General features: G+C 59.6%; 15 protein-coding genes. 5 read left to right on the top strand and 10 right to left on the bottom strand.

Features of this window, described 5'->3' with window-relative positions; all coding sequences use genetic code 11:
• Nucleotides 1-49 precede the first annotated feature (49 nt).
• Nucleotides 50-334 carry a hypothetical protein gene (locus tag V2B31_RS10810; RefSeq protein ID WP_328278334.1) on the top strand — a complete coding sequence of 95 codons (285 nt, stop codon included), beginning with the start codon at nt 50-52 and terminating at the stop codon, nt 332-334.
• A gap of 120 nt (nt 335-454) precedes the next feature.
• On the opposite strand, the gene V2B31_RS10805 is transcribed toward V2B31_RS10810, so the two are convergent.
• The 3 genes from V2B31_RS10805 to V2B31_RS10795 form a co-directional block, all read right to left on the bottom strand.
• Nucleotides 455-1,093, bottom strand: coding sequence for a TetR/AcrR family transcriptional regulator (locus V2B31_RS10805; protein ID WP_328278332.1), 639 nt, complete (start codon nt 1,091-1,093; stop codon nt 455-457).
• A gap of 125 nt (nt 1,094-1,218) precedes the next feature.
• Nucleotides 1,219-2,061, bottom strand: coding sequence for an NAD(P)-dependent oxidoreductase (locus V2B31_RS10800; RefSeq protein ID WP_328278330.1), 843 nt, complete (start codon nt 2,059-2,061; stop codon nt 1,219-1,221).
• A 128-nt stretch (nt 2,062-2,189) separates the two neighbouring features.
• A complete protein-coding gene (locus tag V2B31_RS10795) occupies nt 2,190-4,652 on the bottom strand; it encodes a TonB-dependent receptor (RefSeq protein ID WP_328278328.1) in 2,463 nt (820 codons plus the stop codon).
• 310 nt (nt 4,653-4,962) lie between these two features.
• Between V2B31_RS10795 and V2B31_RS10790 the strand changes: the two genes are divergently transcribed.
• Complete coding sequence (locus V2B31_RS10790; RefSeq protein WP_328278326.1) at nt 4,963-5,871, top strand: AraC family transcriptional regulator; 909 nt, start codon at nt 4,963-4,965, stop codon at nt 5,869-5,871.
• Nucleotides 5,872-5,970: 99 nt separating this feature from the next.
• On the opposite strand, the gene V2B31_RS10785 is transcribed toward V2B31_RS10790, so the two are convergent.
• Nucleotides 5,971-7,191, bottom strand: a complete 1,221-nt coding sequence (locus tag V2B31_RS10785; protein WP_328278324.1) for a cytochrome P450 — start codon at nt 7,189-7,191, stop codon at nt 5,971-5,973.
• Between the two features lie 119 nt (nt 7,192-7,310).
• Here V2B31_RS10785 and V2B31_RS10780 point away from each other — a divergent pair, with 119 nt between their 5' ends.
• Entirely contained in the window at nt 7,311-7,676 is a 366-nt protein-coding gene (locus V2B31_RS10780) for a nuclear transport factor 2 family protein (protein WP_017180969.1), read from the top strand.
• A gap of 36 nt (nt 7,677-7,712) precedes the next feature.
• Here V2B31_RS10780 and V2B31_RS10775 read toward each other — a convergent pair whose 3' ends face one another.
• The 3 genes from V2B31_RS10775 to V2B31_RS10765 all read right to left on the bottom strand — a co-directional run bounded on the left by V2B31_RS10775 (nt 7,713) and on the right by V2B31_RS10765 (nt 12,024).
• On the bottom strand, nt 7,713-8,516 hold the full coding sequence (locus V2B31_RS10775) for an SDR family NAD(P)-dependent oxidoreductase (RefSeq protein WP_009823699.1): 804 nt from the start codon (nt 8,514-8,516) through the stop codon (nt 7,713-7,715).
• 73 nt (nt 8,517-8,589) lie between these two features.
• A complete protein-coding gene (locus V2B31_RS10770; protein ID WP_328278322.1) occupies nt 8,590-10,983 on the bottom strand; it encodes a TonB-dependent receptor in 2,394 nt (797 codons plus the stop codon).
• A gap of 147 nt (nt 10,984-11,130) precedes the next feature.
• The gene (locus V2B31_RS10765) at nt 11,131-12,024 is read right to left on the bottom strand and encodes an AraC family transcriptional regulator (protein ID WP_328278321.1); all 894 of its coding nucleotides are present in this window, start codon (nt 12,022-12,024) and stop codon (nt 11,131-11,133) included.
• A 218-nt stretch (nt 12,025-12,242) separates the two neighbouring features.
• On the opposite strand from V2B31_RS10765, the gene V2B31_RS10760 reads away from it, so the two are divergent.
• On the top strand, nt 12,243-13,532 hold the full coding sequence (locus V2B31_RS10760; RefSeq protein ID WP_328278319.1) for an MFS transporter: 1,290 nt from the start codon (nt 12,243-12,245) through the stop codon (nt 13,530-13,532).
• A gap of 53 nt (nt 13,533-13,585) precedes the next feature.
• Here the strand turns inward: V2B31_RS10760 and V2B31_RS10755 are convergent, their stop codons facing one another.
• The 3 genes from V2B31_RS10755 to V2B31_RS10745 form a co-directional block, all read right to left on the bottom strand.
• The gene (locus V2B31_RS10755; RefSeq protein WP_009823703.1) at nt 13,586-13,978 is read right to left on the bottom strand and encodes a carboxymuconolactone decarboxylase family protein; all 393 of its coding nucleotides are present in this window, start codon (nt 13,976-13,978) and stop codon (nt 13,586-13,588) included.
• A complete protein-coding gene (locus V2B31_RS10750) occupies nt 13,975-14,826 on the bottom strand; it encodes an NAD(P)-dependent oxidoreductase (protein ID WP_328278316.1) in 852 nt (283 codons plus the stop codon). Before V2B31_RS10750 ends, V2B31_RS10755 begins: the two co-directional genes overlap by 4 nt.
• Nucleotides 14,827-14,954: 128 nt before the next feature.
• Nucleotides 14,955-16,283 carry a spinster family MFS transporter gene (locus V2B31_RS10745; protein ID WP_328278314.1) on the bottom strand — a complete coding sequence of 443 codons (1,329 nt, stop codon included), beginning with the start codon at nt 16,281-16,283 and terminating at the stop codon, nt 14,955-14,957.
• A 143-nt stretch (nt 16,284-16,426) separates the two neighbouring features.
• On the opposite strand from V2B31_RS10745, the gene V2B31_RS10740 reads away from it, so the two are divergent.
• Nucleotides 16,427-16,692: PRC-barrel domain-containing protein (locus V2B31_RS10740; protein ID WP_328278312.1), on the top strand; the 266-nt coding region annotated here is incomplete at its 3' end.

The raw sequence follows: 16,692 nt of genomic DNA, 5'->3' as shown, positions 1-16,692 counted from the left end.
TGCGAGTATCGGCGCGGTGCCAGCAGCGGCTTTTCGATAACGAGCGGCCGTGATCGGATTGGGCCTTGGCAATGGTCCCCGTCATTCCGGCGCCATTTACGGCCACTGGCAACCCGATGCCGCCAAACGCCGTATTATGTCCACCGCGCGCATCGGCCTGTCCCACCAATTGGGCAAGCACAATGAAATGCGGTGCGGGAGGGAGAAGATGCGATTCCGTCAGCGCTGGTGGGCCCGGCATCTCCTTAAAATAACAAATAACCATTTAAAACTATTACATATTATTCATCTCCTTGCCGACGGTACCCCAATGGATACCCCTATCACCACGTGACTGGCTTTAATGCTTTTTTTCATTATGCTTCACTCTTCTCCATTCAGTAAGTACAGCATGGCCAACAAATGGACGTTATACGGGGGTGAAGTAATTGAGCATGATGGTGATGAAGGCCGATTAGTTACGAGCAAAGGCACGGAGGAAAATATCCCGTACCTCATTCACATCGGAATCAATAACTTCATCGCGATAGATTTCGGTTGCCCCAGACAGCAAGAAATCCTCGACTTTTGATATGCAAAGACCTCTCAATGCCTGGGCTAATCTTAGCGGGTTGCCTTCGCGTAATGAACCACAGCTCATGGCTTTGGCGAAATAATTGGCGAGTATCTTGTTGGTAACTGACTGTACTCGAGCATGATAAATTTGACCAATCTCCGGAAATCGGGCTCCCTCGCCTACGACTAATCGGTATAAGGATAAGGCATCTGCCGACGTTACCGTTTTCAGGAAATTAAAGCAAAAGCGTTCGACCGCCGTGGCGACATCCTCAGAGGGATCAAGTATCAAGCAAAGCCGTTTGTGATACTCGGAGGTTGCTTGGTCAAGGACGGCGGTAAACAGTTCTTCTTTCGAAGGAAAATAACGCCACAGGGTGCTCTTTGAGCCACCGAGCGTTGCAGCTATTCCTGACATGGTAGTCTGGGCATAGCCATCCTGCAGAAAGGATCGGCGAGCCACGGCAATGATGAACTGCCGTCGATCGGACTGACGCTCTTCCCTTCGAGAAGGCACCCCCTTAATCTTGGACGGCATAACCACAACTACAAGTTCGCCCTGGGATCAGAAAGGATAGGTCGCGGGTAGTAGGATAATCAATACAAAATCGCGCCCGTAAAGCTTTGTCCTCGAAACCTTATTTTCTGCGAATTTTTGACAATCTACCTCTCACAGATTGCGAGCAGCGTTTTCTTGATCAGCGTCTTGGTATGGCTGGTGATTGGCGACGGGGCATCGGCAACAGCCGCCAGCTCTTCGGCCAGCGCAAGGTCCTTTTCGCCGATGCCGGCCTGGCTGGCGAAAAAGGCGCGACGGGCGGCGTCTCCCGGATTATTGCGAAAATCGATGAAACCCGCCATGGGCGGGGTGAGATTGCCGTTGCGCTTCATCACGGTCAGCAGCTTGTCCATCGGCACGCCGGACGCCTCCGCCACATTGGCGACTTCGACACCTAGCATGATACCACACCAAGATACGAGATTGTTGCAGATCTTGAGGGCCATCGCCGATCCGAGCGGGCCGATATGCATCGTGTTCGTCGAAAAGGCGTCCAGTACAATCTGGACGCGCGCGGCGACGGATTCATCGCCACCAGTCATGCAAAAGACGAACGGGCCGTTCTTGGTCATTTCAGTGCGCGTAACTGGCGCATCGATGACATCGACACCCACGGTGGCAGCTCGTTCGGCTATCTGCTGTGCAGTTTTGGGCTTGATCGTGCTGTGGATGAGCAGGCTCGCCCCCCGCTTCATTACGGGCAGCAGCGGATCAACACATTCCAGCACCTGCGTGTCGTCCCGGACACAAATGCCGACGGCGTCGGCGTCCTTGCCTACCTCCGCTATGGAGGCGGCGAGCTTCGCGCGGCCCTCGAATTTCGCCAGCGCATCGGGAAATACATCGTAAACAGTCAGGTCGAGCGGCAATTTGGCCAACTCCCGTGCCTGATCGCCGCCCATGCTGCCGAGGCCGATGAACCCAATTTTCCTGATACTATTTGTCATGAAATATCCCTCAGGCTTCGTCCAAGTTCGCGAATGAGCTAATCACTCCGAACGTCTTTCGTAAATCCCCGACGGGGTCCGCCTGACCGCCAAACCATTGCGGGAGCGCCAAGGCCGACAGGTCACGCCTAGCTTTTCGGCCCGAAACGAAAGGTGGCGCCGATGCCCCATGTGAAGGGATCGCCGATATAGTCGATCGCCGTGCCCAGTGTCGGCAACTGATCGGCGAATGCGCGGGTCACATATTTCTTGCCGCCAATGTTGCGGCCGAATACCGACAACTCAAGATTGGGATCTTCGATCTGCAGCGCAATACGCCCATTAAAGAGCCCGTATCCCGAAATAGTGTTGATCCGGTTGGCGATGGCGACCGCATCACGATAAGCCTGCGGACGACGCGGATCGGCGGTGAACAGACCGAAATTCTGTCGACCGATATAGGCGTAGTTCACGTGGATCGAGAGTTCCCCGACCGAAGTGGCGAGTTTCTGGGTCACCGAGATGCCGAACTGCTTTTTGGGCATCTGCGGCAGAGCCTCGCCGCTGCGGACGACCGAACAGCGGACTGAACCCGCAGCGGTGCCAGCGACGCAATCGGACACATTGGCGCCGGCGACGGGGACGAACTGCTGCTGCTCAACGAAGGTACCGGTGGCATATTTGCCGTCGAGCAAGGCAAAATTGCCGGAGACCAGCATTCCTCCCCAAGGAACAGCGCTTATTTCGAACTCGCCGCCATAGACACGCGCGTCACCCGAGTTGCGGAGGAATTGCGTGGTTGTACAAGCGAGCGCGCCCGGTGGAGTTATGCAGTCGGAAGCATTGCGCTGCACCTCAGACTGCCAGGAATGGAAAGCCGCGGCATTGATACGCAAACGGTTATCCCATGTACTGAACTTGACGCCGAGTTCAACGTCCCTGACCTTCTCCGGCTTGAACGGCGGCGTCGCGGCCGAACCATTACGCATGTTGAAGCCGCCGGCCTTCGATGCGGCGCTCGTTTTCACATAAGCAAACAGGCCGTCGGTGATCTCCACATCGATACCTGCCGTCCAGGCGGGATAATCATATTTGACCGAACGCGGTAGGCTGCAAGGCGCAATGAAATCCGGATTTGAGAGCAGTTCAGGCGCACAGCTATTAGCGGCCAGATTCGTTCTGTTCAGCAGAACAACCTCTCGCTTATCCCATGTCCAACGGACGCCTCCTGTAAGACGGATCGTATCGGTCAGACGGTAATAGCCCTGGCCGAACAGGCCGACCGAGATATTCTTCACTTTGCCGTAATTCAGGCTGAAACCGAAATTGGGTGCCGGGGCTGCGGGGGTAAAGGAGCCGAACGTCTGCGCCACCGACGATTCACGGCCGCTTTCTGTCGAATAATAGCTGCCGAGAATATAACTGAACCGATCGCCAAGCTCTCCGGACAACTGAAGTTCCTGGGAGTATTGATCGGACTTGTAGGCACTTTCGGCCGCCAGAATCTGAGCAGGCGTACCATCGAGTTCGTTCAGACCTATTGCGTTGCTGTAGCGATAGGCAGAGATGGATTTCACCGTAACAGAACCGATTTCGCCATCTATCGTGAGATTGCCGCCATAAGCTTCCAGCCTGTTATAGGCACTCCGGCTGCCCGCGGTCAGAAACCCATAATTGGACCCGACCGGCGGATTGGTGCTGAATGGAATGCCATAGGCATTATACCAATGGGCTTTGTTGTGCAGATATGCCGCAAGAGGGGTTGCGGCGTTGATCGCGCCGATTGCCGCGCTGGCGCCCGGATTGACCGCTGCGAGGCCGACGAACTGACCATGATCCTTGATGATATTGTAGTCGCCGCTGAGCGTCGCGGACCAGTTGCTGCCGGCGGGCGCCCAACGCAATTTAGCACGGGCATAATGGCTGTTACGGTCCTTCAATTCGCTGTTCGAGGTCACATTGCGGGCGTAGCCGTCGTGATCCACGAAATCATAGACGAAGCGCGCCGCCAATTCATCGCCCACCAATGGTACGTTGAGCACCGCGTCGATATTGCGATAATCATAGTTGCCGCCTTGAATGCGGAACTGTCCTTCGAAATCGCCCGTAGGATTGACCGTGACGATGTTGAGCGCGCCGCCGGTGGTGTTGCGACCGAACAACGTGCCCTGAGGGCCGCGCAGGACCTCGACCCGCTGGAGGTCGATGAGATCGGCCGAACCCTGCGAAGGACGCGGAATATAAACCCCGTCAACATAGGTCGCGACCGAAGGGTCGTTGGCGACGCCCGGGTTCAATGCCGGCATGCCGCGAATGGAGATATAGACGAAACCCGAACCGCCCGGGGCGCCGGTCGCGATCGACAGGCTGGGCGCGGTGCGCTGCAGACCAGCCACATCGCCGACCTGCGCCTGTTTGATCATTTCAGTCGAAAGAGCGGTGACGGCGACCGGCGTCGTCTGGATATTTTCCTCGGTCCGCCGGGCGGTGACCACGATGTCCTCTATTCCCACAGAACCGATCTGATCCGCCGCCACCGCCGGCGCAGCGGCCGTGACAAAAACCGACAAGCTCGCCAAGGCGCTTGTCCGAAACCATTTCTCTGAAGCCATATTATCCCCTCCCAGAGCCATTGCATACGGGCAGGACGTTTTTCTATCTCTACCCATCCCCATCGACGGCTAGCATTGGCAAGGAGCCCGGAAAACCGGCTTCCGCGCCATGTCCTGTCTGCGATCAAACCAATGTCCGCTTCGCGATGCTTTGGAATTTTTCGACCGTCGGGCCATGAACATGATGACGGTTTCGCGATGGGATGTCCGGTTTGCGCAATATGATTGAGCATCGACCTGTTTTGGATGAGGCCCCATACATCGCTTATAAAAAGGGTCGACAGTAGGCTTTGAAAAGGGGGAGCGGACAATGGCGATGGCGAGCGAACGATCCAAGATTCAGCCGACTGGGACCATTCTCCCATGCCAACCGCTCACAACCGCCTATTTCCACGTCGAGAACAGCATCATTGCCAACGGCATTCGGGCCGACATCCGACATTTTGCCTGGGATCGCAGTTGTGACGCCATATTCGAGCCGAACAGTCACTATCTCGACTATTCGCTTGGCCCACGCGCGCGCGGCTCACGCCTGTTCCCCGACGGCCGTCGTCATGCGCCGCCCTTTGGCGAGGTGTCCTATCTGCCCAAGGGGAGCCAATTTGCGGCGCGCTGCGAACCCAGCGAATATCGCATTTTCTGTTTGACGTTTGAAAGCCACGCAGCAGATCAACTCTTCGAGAATGACACGCTACCTTCCTCATTGCCCCCCTGTTTCGATGTGAAGGCACCGTGGATACTGAACGGTATGTCCCGGCTTGCACACGAGGTGCGCCATCCCGGCTTCGCTCCCGCCATCATGGTCGAGACCATTGCGTTGTCACTGGTCATCGACCTCTGTCGACACCTTCAAATTCCACACAAATCCGATGTTGAAACCGATCAACGCATGGCGGACTGGCGCCTGCGCCGTCTTCAGGAACGGATCGAGGCGGAACTGGCGGGACCATTGTCGGTCGTCGACCTTGCGATAGAATGCGGTGTCAGCTCACGGCATCTGGCGCGGATCTTCAAGAACACGGTCGGAAAGACGCTCGGCAGCTACATTGCCGATGCGCGGATTGCGCGGGCCAAACGGGAATTGATGCAGGATGGCGCTCTCATCAAGGTCATCGCGGGCAATTGCGGCTTCCAAAGCGCTGCAGCCTTCAGTGCCGCCTTCCGGAAGGCGACAGGCCTCAGCCCAGGGGCATTCCGGAAGGATATACTATACAGCTAGCCCGCACCAGAGCAGGGGCCGACGCCATCGACCCCGCTCCAGATTCCCGTTTCAGGCGCTCACTCCCCATATCGGTGAGCGTGAGAGCCTTGGGAATATTCAGCCCCATTGCAGGTGGAGGTCCGGCACATGCAGGATATTGCCCACATAATATGGCACCCGGAAACCGTCCTTGATCCGGAATTCCGGTATGGCCTTGACGAATTCCTCGACCGCGATCTGCAGTTCCAGCCGTGCCAGGTGCATCCCCAGGCATTTGTGGATGCCACTGCCCAGCGACATGTGCGGCGCCTTGCGATCGAAGCGGATCGCTTGGGGATCTTCATAGAATGCCGGGTCGCGTCCCACCACGGGGGAACTAAACGCCACATAATCGCCGGGCATTATTTTCTGCCCATGAATCTCGATGACCTTGGTTGCGATACGGAAGGCCGTAACCGGCGCGAAAGCGCGCAGGAATTCTTCGACTGCCAGGACGATCAGCGATGGATCAACGCGCAGCGCGTTCTGTTTGTCCGGATGCGACGCCAGATAGTTGAAGATGTTGCCGAGCAGGGACGTAACCGTGTCGAGGCCGCCAATGTACAGATTGAAGCAATGGCCGAACACCTCGTCATCATTCCACAAACGGCCATCGACCTCGAAGGTCAGCACCTTGCTGATATAGTCGTCGCGCGGCTGCTGGCGGCGTGCCTCAATCTCTTCCAGCAGATAGTCCTTTACGCAGCGTACAGCGTTACCGCGCACTTGCCAGTCGTTGGAATGGAGCATTTCCTTTTCCCATTTAAGGAATTGCGTCATTCTTTCCTGCGGAAGGCCCAGCAGATCGAGGACGATGAAGATCGGGAATTTTTCCGAAAACTCATCGATGAAATCGCATTGTCCGCGATCCTTGAAGGCATCGATCAAGGCCTGCGCTCGCTCGCGCACCTGTTCCTTCATCGCGAACATCTTCTGGGGTGCGAAATGACTGTTCAGCGCCTTGCGATAGCCGGTGTGGATTGGCGGGTCGGCCTCGGTCGGAATGACCAGCCAGTTCTCGCCGATATTCTGCGCCCATTTGCCCATGCCATTCTTGGTGAAATTGTCGGCATCGCGCAGCATCGCCTGTACATCCTCGGCATTTTTGAGCAGCCAGCCAGGTTGATCGCCCGGGAAGATGTTGGTGACATAGGTGATCGGCGGCAGCTCCGCATGCATCGCGGGGATCAGCACTTCCTGTGGATTGTCATAGATCACCGTCCGCGAAAAGAGCGGCAGCGCCATCGCCAGTTCGGGCGGCACGTGATCCGGCAGGGGCTGTTGTGCGACTTGGGTCATCATAGTCTCCGAAGCAAAAAGAGATAAATTCCACCCCTGCCAAAGACAGGTGCGATCGTGGCCGTCCGTCTGAGACTGGTGAGCATGCGGACGAGCCGCAATGACAGGAGGCGATGCACATGAGTGAGGCAGACGTGCTGGATCTGGAACAGGCGATCCGGGACAATTACCGGCTGTGGAACGAAGGGAAGCGCGAAGAACTCGATCGTCTTTTCCGGGCGTTGGGGCCAGAGGGGTTCACGATCGAATATGTCGGTTCGCCCGCCGTGGACGGCAACGCCGCGATGACGGAGATGTGGGCGGAATATGGAGGAAAATGCACGACCGAACCGCTGGAGGTGATCGTCAACGGCGCTGAAGGCGCCGCCTATGTCGCCAACCACCTGCAAACCAAGGATGGCGTCGTTACGCTGCCAAGCCTCGAAACCTACAAGGTCGCCGATGGCCGGCTGACGATCCGCTATTTTCATCGGACCGCTCACTAACCTCCCATGCTCCGACGTGCAGGCGCTGGACACGGCTCAGTCCTTCGCCTGCATGAAGGCCAGCAGGTCGGCATAATGGGGTTGGTGGACTAGGCCGCCGCCCGAAATCGAGATATTCTCGCCCGTGATGTAGCGCGCTTCGTCCGAAGCCAGGAACGCGACCAGCGCCGCGATATCATCCGGCGTTCCGAATTCCGGCGTCAATATGTGCCGATGGATGATTTCCTTCAGCCCCGGCACGGTCTTTTCGAGGGCTTCGGTCAACACGACACCCGGCGCGATACTATTGCAGCGGATATTCTCCCGCCCATGCTGGGTCGCCACATATTTGGTGAGTCCGATGATCGCCGCCTTGGACGAACCATAGGCGATGCGCGCCAGATCCCCTGCACTGCCCGAATTGGATGCGGTGTTGATGATCGAACCGCCGCCGCCCGCGACCATATGCGGGATGGCATATTTGCATCCGAGCAGATAGCCGGTGAGATTGACGTCGAGAATTTCGCGCCAGATGCCGATCGGGATATCGACGGCTGTGGTATCCTGCGGGCTTTTGTCCGGATCGGTCATTGCCGCGTTGTTGTGCAATATGTCCAGCCTGCCGAAATGGTCTACGGTGCGATCGACCATCGCCTTTACCGATTGCGGATCGGCAGCATCGAACTGTACCGGCAGTGCCTTGTCGCCCAGCGGTTCCGCCGCGCGAACGGCGGCAGCCTCGAACAGGTCGGCGATCACGACGCGCGCGCCCTCCGCGACCAGACGTCGGGCGACCGCGGTACCGATACCGCCGCCGCCGCCCGTGACGATCCCTACCCTGTCTACCAACCTCGTCATCATGCGCCCGCCCCCGGTGATGGCTGGCGAGAGAAAGCTGCATCATTGCAGATTGTCCCGCCAGCCGCTTATCCGATCAGAATTTAAACGTTGTTTCAACGCCATAGGTGGCCGGCTGGCCGACATAGGCGGCTGCTATTCCCAATGTCCGATAGAGATCGGGGAAGCGGCGCAGCAGATATTTCTTGTTCGTGATGTTGCGGCCATAGACCGCCACTTCGACATTGGGATTTTCAAGCTGGAACGCGATACGCCCGTTGAAAATGCCATAGCCAGGTACGAAGCCGAGGCGGTTTTCCGTCTCGTAGGCCGCCTTTGTCGCCGCCGACGCCTGATCCGCCGCCCGGACCGCATCGAAATACTGACCCCCGACATAGGAATAGGCGCCAGTGACGGCGAGCGTGCCGCCGCCGACAGGAATCTTCTGCGTGGCGCTGACGTTAAGCTGCTTCTTGGGCAATTGCAGCAGCGGCAAGCCGCTCAGATCGACGACGCAGCCGTTGGCGACCCCGGCGCTGTTGGTGCAGCCGCTGCCGGCCACCACCTGGATTTCGCTGAAGCTGCCCTTCGCATATTTGCCATCCTGCAGCGAGCCGTTGACGCTAAGCGTCATGCCTTCCCATGGCACGGCGGTGATTTCATTTTCTATGCCCCAGATGCGGACCTTGCCGTTGTTCTGGATATATTGGGTAACACCGATACCGGTCACGAAGCTGTTGACGATCGCCTGATTGTCATCCTTCCAGGTATGGAAGACCGCCGAGTTGAAGCGCAGGCGGCGGTCGAAGAGATCGACCTTCAGACCGGCCTCCACATCCTTCACCTTTTCAGGAGAGAAGGCAGGCAGGCCGCCTGCACGCAGGTTCCAGCCGCCAGCCTTGGCCGCGCCGCGGGTCGCAGCATAGAGGAAGATATTGTCGCTTGCCTGCCAGTCGATGCCCAGGTTCCAGGCCGGATAGTTGAACTTGGCATTCTGCTCCTGATTGCAGGTGGTCGCCGTCACGGGGCTGGTTGGCGTCACGGTGCAGTTGATGCCAGTCGGCGTACCCGCCACGGCGACGTTATAGGGCAAACCATATACCTGCGCATTATGCAGCACGCTGTCGCGGGTGTCCCATGTATAACGGAAGCCGCCGACCGCACGCAGCTTCGGGGTCAGTTCATAATAGGCCTGCGCGAACAAACCGAAGGTCTTGTTGGTGACGTCGGCGTTGGAATCGCGGATGAGTCCGCCAAAAATCTGCGAGCGGCTGAATTCATAGCCGCTTTCCTTGCCGGCATAAGCGCCCGTGATGAAGCTGAGGCTATCGGTGATATTGCCGGAAAGCTGGAATTCCTGGGAAACATAATAGGAGCCAGACCCTGCAAAAGTCGCCAGCAACGGGACGGCCGTACCGTCCGTATCATTCTGGCCATAGTTCATCGAATGGCGATAGCCCGTGATCGACTTGAAGTTCAGGCCACCCAGTTCGACGTTGAGCGTACCGGAAAACCCATATACTTCGAGCGTATTGAATGGCTTCACACCGTAGAGAGCCTGCGCTTCCGGGGTCAGCGCACCGATCGTGGCCGGGGTCGATGTCCCGGTCGCGGTGTTGCTCCACCAATGATCCTTGGTCAGCAGACCGGCCGTGAGGCCCGGCTGGAAGGCGGCGGGGACGATCGCCGGATTGAAGGCCCAGAGCGCGATCTGCTGACCATGGTTGGACTGGCGGTTCCAATCGCCCGAAAGGGTCAGATCCCAGCCATTGCCTTCATATTTGAGCTTGCCGCGCAAGAATTTGCTGTTGTTGTCGGAAAAGTCGCGGTTGGTGGCGAGATTGTCGCCATAACCGTCGCGCTCGTTGATCGCGCCGCTCAGGCGGATCGCAAGCCCTTCTGCAAGCGGCACATTGATATTGGCCTGCGCACCCAGCGTACTGTAATTGCCAAACTCCGCCTTGAACGTGCCGCTGAGTTGGTCATTGGGATCGTTGGTGACGATGTTGATCGCACCGCCGGTCGTATTGCGGCCAAAGAGCGTACCCTGCGGCCCGCGCAGAACCTCCAGCCGCTGAACGTCCTGAATATCGGTCATGCCCGTCGAGGGACGAGGGATATATATCCCGTCAATATAGGTGGCGACCGCCGGATCGTTGGCGAGAATAGGCTGGAGATTGCCCTGGCCACGAATGGCCACGAAGACGATGCCGTCGCCCCCCGCCGAACCGCGGCCGATGACCAGGCCCGGCGCGGTGCGCTGAAGATCGACGACATTTTCCACCTTGGCCGTCGCCAATGCTTCTGGCGTGAGCGCCGTGACAGCGATCGGGGTCGTCTGAAGACTTTCTTCAGTGCGGCGCGCAGTGACGACAATATCCTGAATGCCTTCGCTTGCACCCGATTGCGCCTGCTGCGCAAAAGCGGGCTGCGCCAGAGCGACGACGAGCGCGCTCATGCCGATCGCGCCCATGGTGACGGCCTTATTCATGTCTTTCTCCCCTAGATTTAATCATATGTCGATTTGACGTATGGAATATGTTTAGCTTGGAGCCGATTTGCGCCATAGTGGCCGAGCCCGGATTGACTGCGCGGCGATAGAATTTGGCCGCTCACCGACAGTTTCCTGCTGCCGCGGTCAGTGGACCTGCGTCGGATGGCAACGGAAATCCTTCGGCGTCTGGCCGGTCGCTGATCGGAAGGCGGCGGAGAAGGCGGACGTGCTGTTGAAGCCACATCGCCAGCTGATTTCCTTTATGCGGGAGTTGTCGCTGCGTAGCAATTCCTTTGCCAGGGCGATCCGGCTGCGCGCGACGAATTCACCCAGGCTGCAGCCCGTTCCCTCCTTGAAGACGCGTGCGACATGCCGCACGCTCATGTTGCAGTCGCGTGCGATATCGGCGACGCCGAGCGGCGCGGAGAGATTCTCCATCACATAGTCAATGATGTTCTGGACCTGTCGCGTGCTGCGCGAGTGCAGGCCGCGCCGTTCGCAAGGGCCCATGTGTCGGGTGAGTTCGACCGCAAGACCCATCAGCATCGATTCGACGAGCGTCTGGCTGGCAAATCCGGGCGTCCGCAGTTCCGCAGCCAGTCCCGCAAAGAGCCTGCGCATGGAAATATTCTGGACGTCGGCGCAAGGCTCCACCTTGTTCAGCGGCTGCTCTCCGTCGAACAACTCCTCCAAAAATTCGTCTCCGAGCGCCACGCAGACGAGATGGCGCTCCTGGAGCGCAGGCTCGCCGAAATATTGGCGATGCGGCGGCATGTAGAGGATGTCCCCCGACGCGGCGCGCCGGTCCGGGCGGCCCATGCTGACCATGCTGCGCCGCGGCTGACCATCGAGCGAATAGTCGAGATAGTGTTTCTCGGGACTGAAAACGCCGCTGCTGGGCTGGACCCAGTCGAAATGCCGCACGTCCACATGTGCGTCGCGAACGGTGGCCGCCGCTTCGATGTAGAAATTCTGGACGCCGAGCCTTCCTTGGCCGGTCCAATCGCTCTCCGGACGAAACATCTCTACCTCTGCCACGTTCTATTCTGTCGATGCCCGAATAGGCGGACAAATGCGCTTTTACTTCTATCTTCGGATAGGTGGTCAAGGCGCCATGCGCGGGCACATCCCTGCCTGTACCCGATCGAGGCGCGGCATGGGAACAGGGGCGAGAGGTTTCGCCATGCACCCGGTTCGATACTCAAAAACAGGAGGCGCTCAATGTCCATCGCACCGCTCTTGCAGCAGCGGACGCCATGAGAGCGCCATCGGACAAACCCTCCGCCGCCAGCCATTATCCCTGGTATGTGCTGGGCATATTGACGCTCGCGCAAACCTGCCATGGAATCGACCGCGCCATCATCGGGCTGGTGCTGGCGCCTGTCGGGCATGAATTTGCGCTCTCCGACGGACAGTTGGGAATATTGGCGGGTTTCGCCTATGGCATATTCTTCGCGCTCGCCGCCCTGCCCTTCGGCGTGGCCGTGGATAGCTGGAACCGGCGCAACCTGATGACGGCCGCCTTGACGCTGTGGAGTGGCGCGACCGCCTTGTGCAGCCTGGCGACAGGATTCTGGACGTTGCTTATCGGCCGCGCCGCCGTGGGGACCGCCGAGGCGGGGGGATCGCCGACCGGCATGTCGCTGCTGAGCGATTATTTCGGCGAAGACCGACGCGCCACCGCCATCGGTATCTGGTATCTGAGTTCGGGGATCGGCCTCGCCATCGCGTTCATTGTGGGCGGCGCGATCGTGCAGAGCGCTGGATGGCGCTGGGCGTTTGTAGCCGCCGGCGTGCCGGGGCTGGTGCTGGCGCCGCTGCTGCTGCTGACGGTAAGGGAACCCGTACGCGGCGCGCATGACGGGCCAGCCCCGCAGCAGGAAAAAACGCTGAGGCTGGGGCAACGCATTCGCCTGCTCGCGGCGCGGCCAGGGCTGCTGTACTGCATTTTCGCCATCGTCCTGATCGCGGCGGGCATCTACGGCATGAGCACATGGCTCACCACTTTCCTGATCCGGGTCCACGGCATGCCCATTGCGAAGGCGGGCATCCTCATCGCCATCGCCTATGGCGGCCTCGGTTCGCTGGGCGGATTCCTCGCGGGCTGGGTGATCGACCGCGTCAATCGGCGGCGGGGTGGCTTCGATCCGGCAAGGACATCCCTGTTCGGCGCGGTGATACCCTTCCTGACGGCCGTGACCGGGGTCGGTACGGTCCTGTTCCACGACGTCGATCTAATGCTGGCGCTGCTGATGGCCTGCGGCTTCCTCAGCGCGTCCTATAATGGTCCGATCTACGCCGTCATCGTGACAATCGCCGGACCGCGCCTGCGGGGCCTTGCGGTATCGCTGGTGCAGTTGGGCGCGAACCTGATCGGCGTGGGCGCGGGCACCTATCTGATCGGCGCGGTCAGCGACTTTGTCGGGGGAACGGCCGGTGTCGCCTGGGGAATCGGCACCGCCATGCTGTTCACATTCGCCGGGGGCATATTGCTGCTGCTGGCGTCGCGCGCGATCCGCCGCGCCAAGGCTAGCGGCGACGCATAAGAAAAGGGCGGCCTGATCTTTCAACCAGGCCGCCCTTCATCCTGCACGTCCCATCACTTCGCGGCGTTGCGTTCCTTGCGCCGTGCCTTGGCGGCTTCGATCCCCCGGAATACGGTGGTCGTATTGCCCGCCCCGGCATAGAAGAGCACGAAGAGCGGCAGGAAATCCAGCTCCTCATCAGTGAATTCTTCGTTGATGAGGGCGCCGTTCATCTGGATCTCGACCAGATCGGCGCGGCCCAGCATGGCCGTGGCGCCCAGCACCAGCAAGCGCTTCTCTCGCATCGAGAAAATGTCGCTCGCCCACAGATTGGCGAACTGATTACCGACGATTTCCTGGTTGAAGGACGATTCCCGATACGGGAGCGTCATTTCCGACGATCCCGGTCCGTAGACCTTGTCGAAGACTTCCAGCCCCTTCTGCCACTGCGCTTCGTCGATGCTCATGCCTTTTCTCCCATTATATTTTCCAAGCCCACGACCGTCTGATCGGTTCGGCGCGTCAATTCGACCAAGGGCAGCGCGATGCCGTAGCTGCGCGCCAGATCGATGGCGGCATCCAGATCCTTGACCATCAGGCTGCGGGTATATTCGCGCACTGCCGCTTCCTGCTCGCTGGACGACGGATCGTCGCGCACCGCCAACATCAACGGTCCGCCGACGCTGTCCGAACTGGCGTCGATCACTTCTGCGAGCTGGCGGATATCCACACCGGCATTGCGACACAGGACGGACGCTTCATAACCGGCGCGAAGGCAGCCGAAGACGATGACGTTGCGGGCGATCTTCGCGGCCATGCCCGCGCCGGGGCCACCCATATGCGCCACCAGCTTGGCAAAGCCGTCCAGCACCGGACGCACCTTTGCGATTGTTTCATCCGTACCGCCGACGAGGCAAACGAGGCCATGCTCGCGGGATTTAGGGCCGCCCGTCACGCCGCAATCGACCAGTTCCACGCCTGCCGCGTCGGTCAGGGCGCGAATGGCGTCCAGATCCTCGATCGAGACGGTCGCGACCAGCACCACGATCATGCCCGGTCGCGCGCGCGACAGCACGCCGTCGGGGCCTGACAGCACATCAATCGTCTGCTTTGCGTTGACGACGGCGATGATTACGACATCGGACTGCGCGGCCAGTTCCGCTGGACTGGCGACGACGGACGGCACGCCTTCCAGCATGTCGGCAGCGTCCGCGCGAATGTCGTAAACCGCAGCCAACTGCTGCGTCCGCGCAAGGCATATGGCGACGCCCGCGCCGATCTGCCCCAAGCCGATAACGCCTGCTCTTTCTTCCATCCTCACGATCCTTTCCGCCGCTTGGTTCGCGGTCCTGTCATATCCAGACCGCAAGGGTGGCATAGCCGGGGATGCGCCGTCATCCCGTCAACTGCTGCGTGGCCGAACCTCGACAGATTTACCGTCTTTCACGACGCATTTGTTTCCAGCGGCAGATTTTTTGCGGCCAGGCAATAATGGAGAACCGCGATCAGGAGCACGGATGCCGACAATTGCATACTCAGTTGCAGGCCGCTTGCCGATGCCGAGAGACAGGCGGGTGGCAGCGATGCCTTGCCCGAAACGAGGCAGTCGGCGGCATAATTGCCCTTATAGAGAAAGACAGCGAGGCGATCGCTGAGATAGCCCAACACCACCGATCCCAACCCCAGCCCGGCGACGGTCTGGCCGAAGGCATGAAGCGCCGCAGCCGACGCCCGCATGCGCGGTTCGACCAGCGATTGGGTGATGGTCATGATCGCAGGCGTGAAGGCGTAAAGCAGGGTGGTGGCGACAAAGAGAAAGGCGACCAGCAACCGCCAGTCCGATTGATGGATCGCCAGCAGATAGAAGGGCAGGGCCAGCCCCACCGCGATGGCAGGCGCCCACCCGCCCCAGCGTATGTCCCGCTGGATAAGCCGTCCGATCAGATAGCCGCCACTGACCTGTCCGACCATCGTCGCCAAACTGAACGACAGCGCGAACACGAGGCCCGCATGCGCCAGCGGGAGATCGAACCGGCGAACCAGCAAGGGGATTAGGAACAGATTGGTGCCGAACCCCACCAGCCCGACGAAGCCGCTGCCAAAGGTCAGGTGCAGGAAGGCAGGCGAACGGGCGAGCCGCCGAAGCACCATGGCGAAGGGGGGCGGATCCGCACTCTGCCCGGCATCCTTCCGTTCAGGTTCGGGAATGGTCGCAACCAGTAGCAGCGCCAGCAGCAGGCCGGGCGCACCAACCGCCACGAGCGCAAGACGCCAGCCGAACGCCTGCGCCACTGCGCCGCCCGCGATCGCGGCGACGGCGCCGCCCAGTGGTACGCCTATCGCGATCAGCGAAAAGACGACCGCGCGGCGCCCGGCATCGAACCGGTCGGAAATCATGGAAACGAGCGCTGGCGTGAAGCCCGCTTCGCCTATGCCGACGCCCATGCGGCAGAGCAGCAGCTGGACATAGCTCCCCGCCGCGCCGGACAACGCGGTCATCAGCGACCAGAGCATGGTCACCACGGCGATGATCCGAACCCGGCTGTAGCGTTCGGCCAGCCGCGCCAGCGGGATGCCGAGCACGGCATAGAAGATGGAGAAGGCCAGCCCACCCAGCATGCCAAGCTGAAGATCGCTCAGGCGCAGGTCGTGGCGAATCGATTCGCCGACCACGGCGATGATCGTGCGATCGATGAAATTGAACATGTAGATCGCGCCCAGCAGCAGCAGGAACCATCTGTCGTGCGGCCGAAATCCGCCTGCGTCCTTCATTCTCTCTCCCCCGCATCTGGCGGCTTTCATTCCATATGTGGGACAGATAGAACAGATTCTTTTCGATCTGTATCGGTTTTCTCTTGAAACCATAGTGGTACTGCGCCAACAGATCGCCATCTTCGATAAGGGAGTTTCAGCATATGAAGACGATCATCATTGCGCTGGCCGGCCTGGGCCTGACCGCCCCTGCATTTGCCCAAGCGCCTGCGGTGAATCGCAACGAAGCGATCTACTCCGCCGACGGCACCAAAATCGGCAAGGTGGATCGCGTGCTGACGGCTGCCGACGGCGCCGTATCCGCCGTTCGCGTCATCTATCGTGGCAAGTTCATCTCGATCCCCGCCACCACATTGACCGCAGGCGAGAAGGGCGTGACGACCAGCCTGTCGAATGCCGAGCTGAAGAA

Origin of the sequence: Sphingobium sp. (assembly GCF_036170395.1) — a bacterium.
Classification (GTDB): Bacteria; Pseudomonadota; Alphaproteobacteria; order Sphingomonadales; family Sphingomonadaceae; genus Sphingobium.
This window is presented reverse-complemented; position numbering and strand designations above follow the sequence as displayed.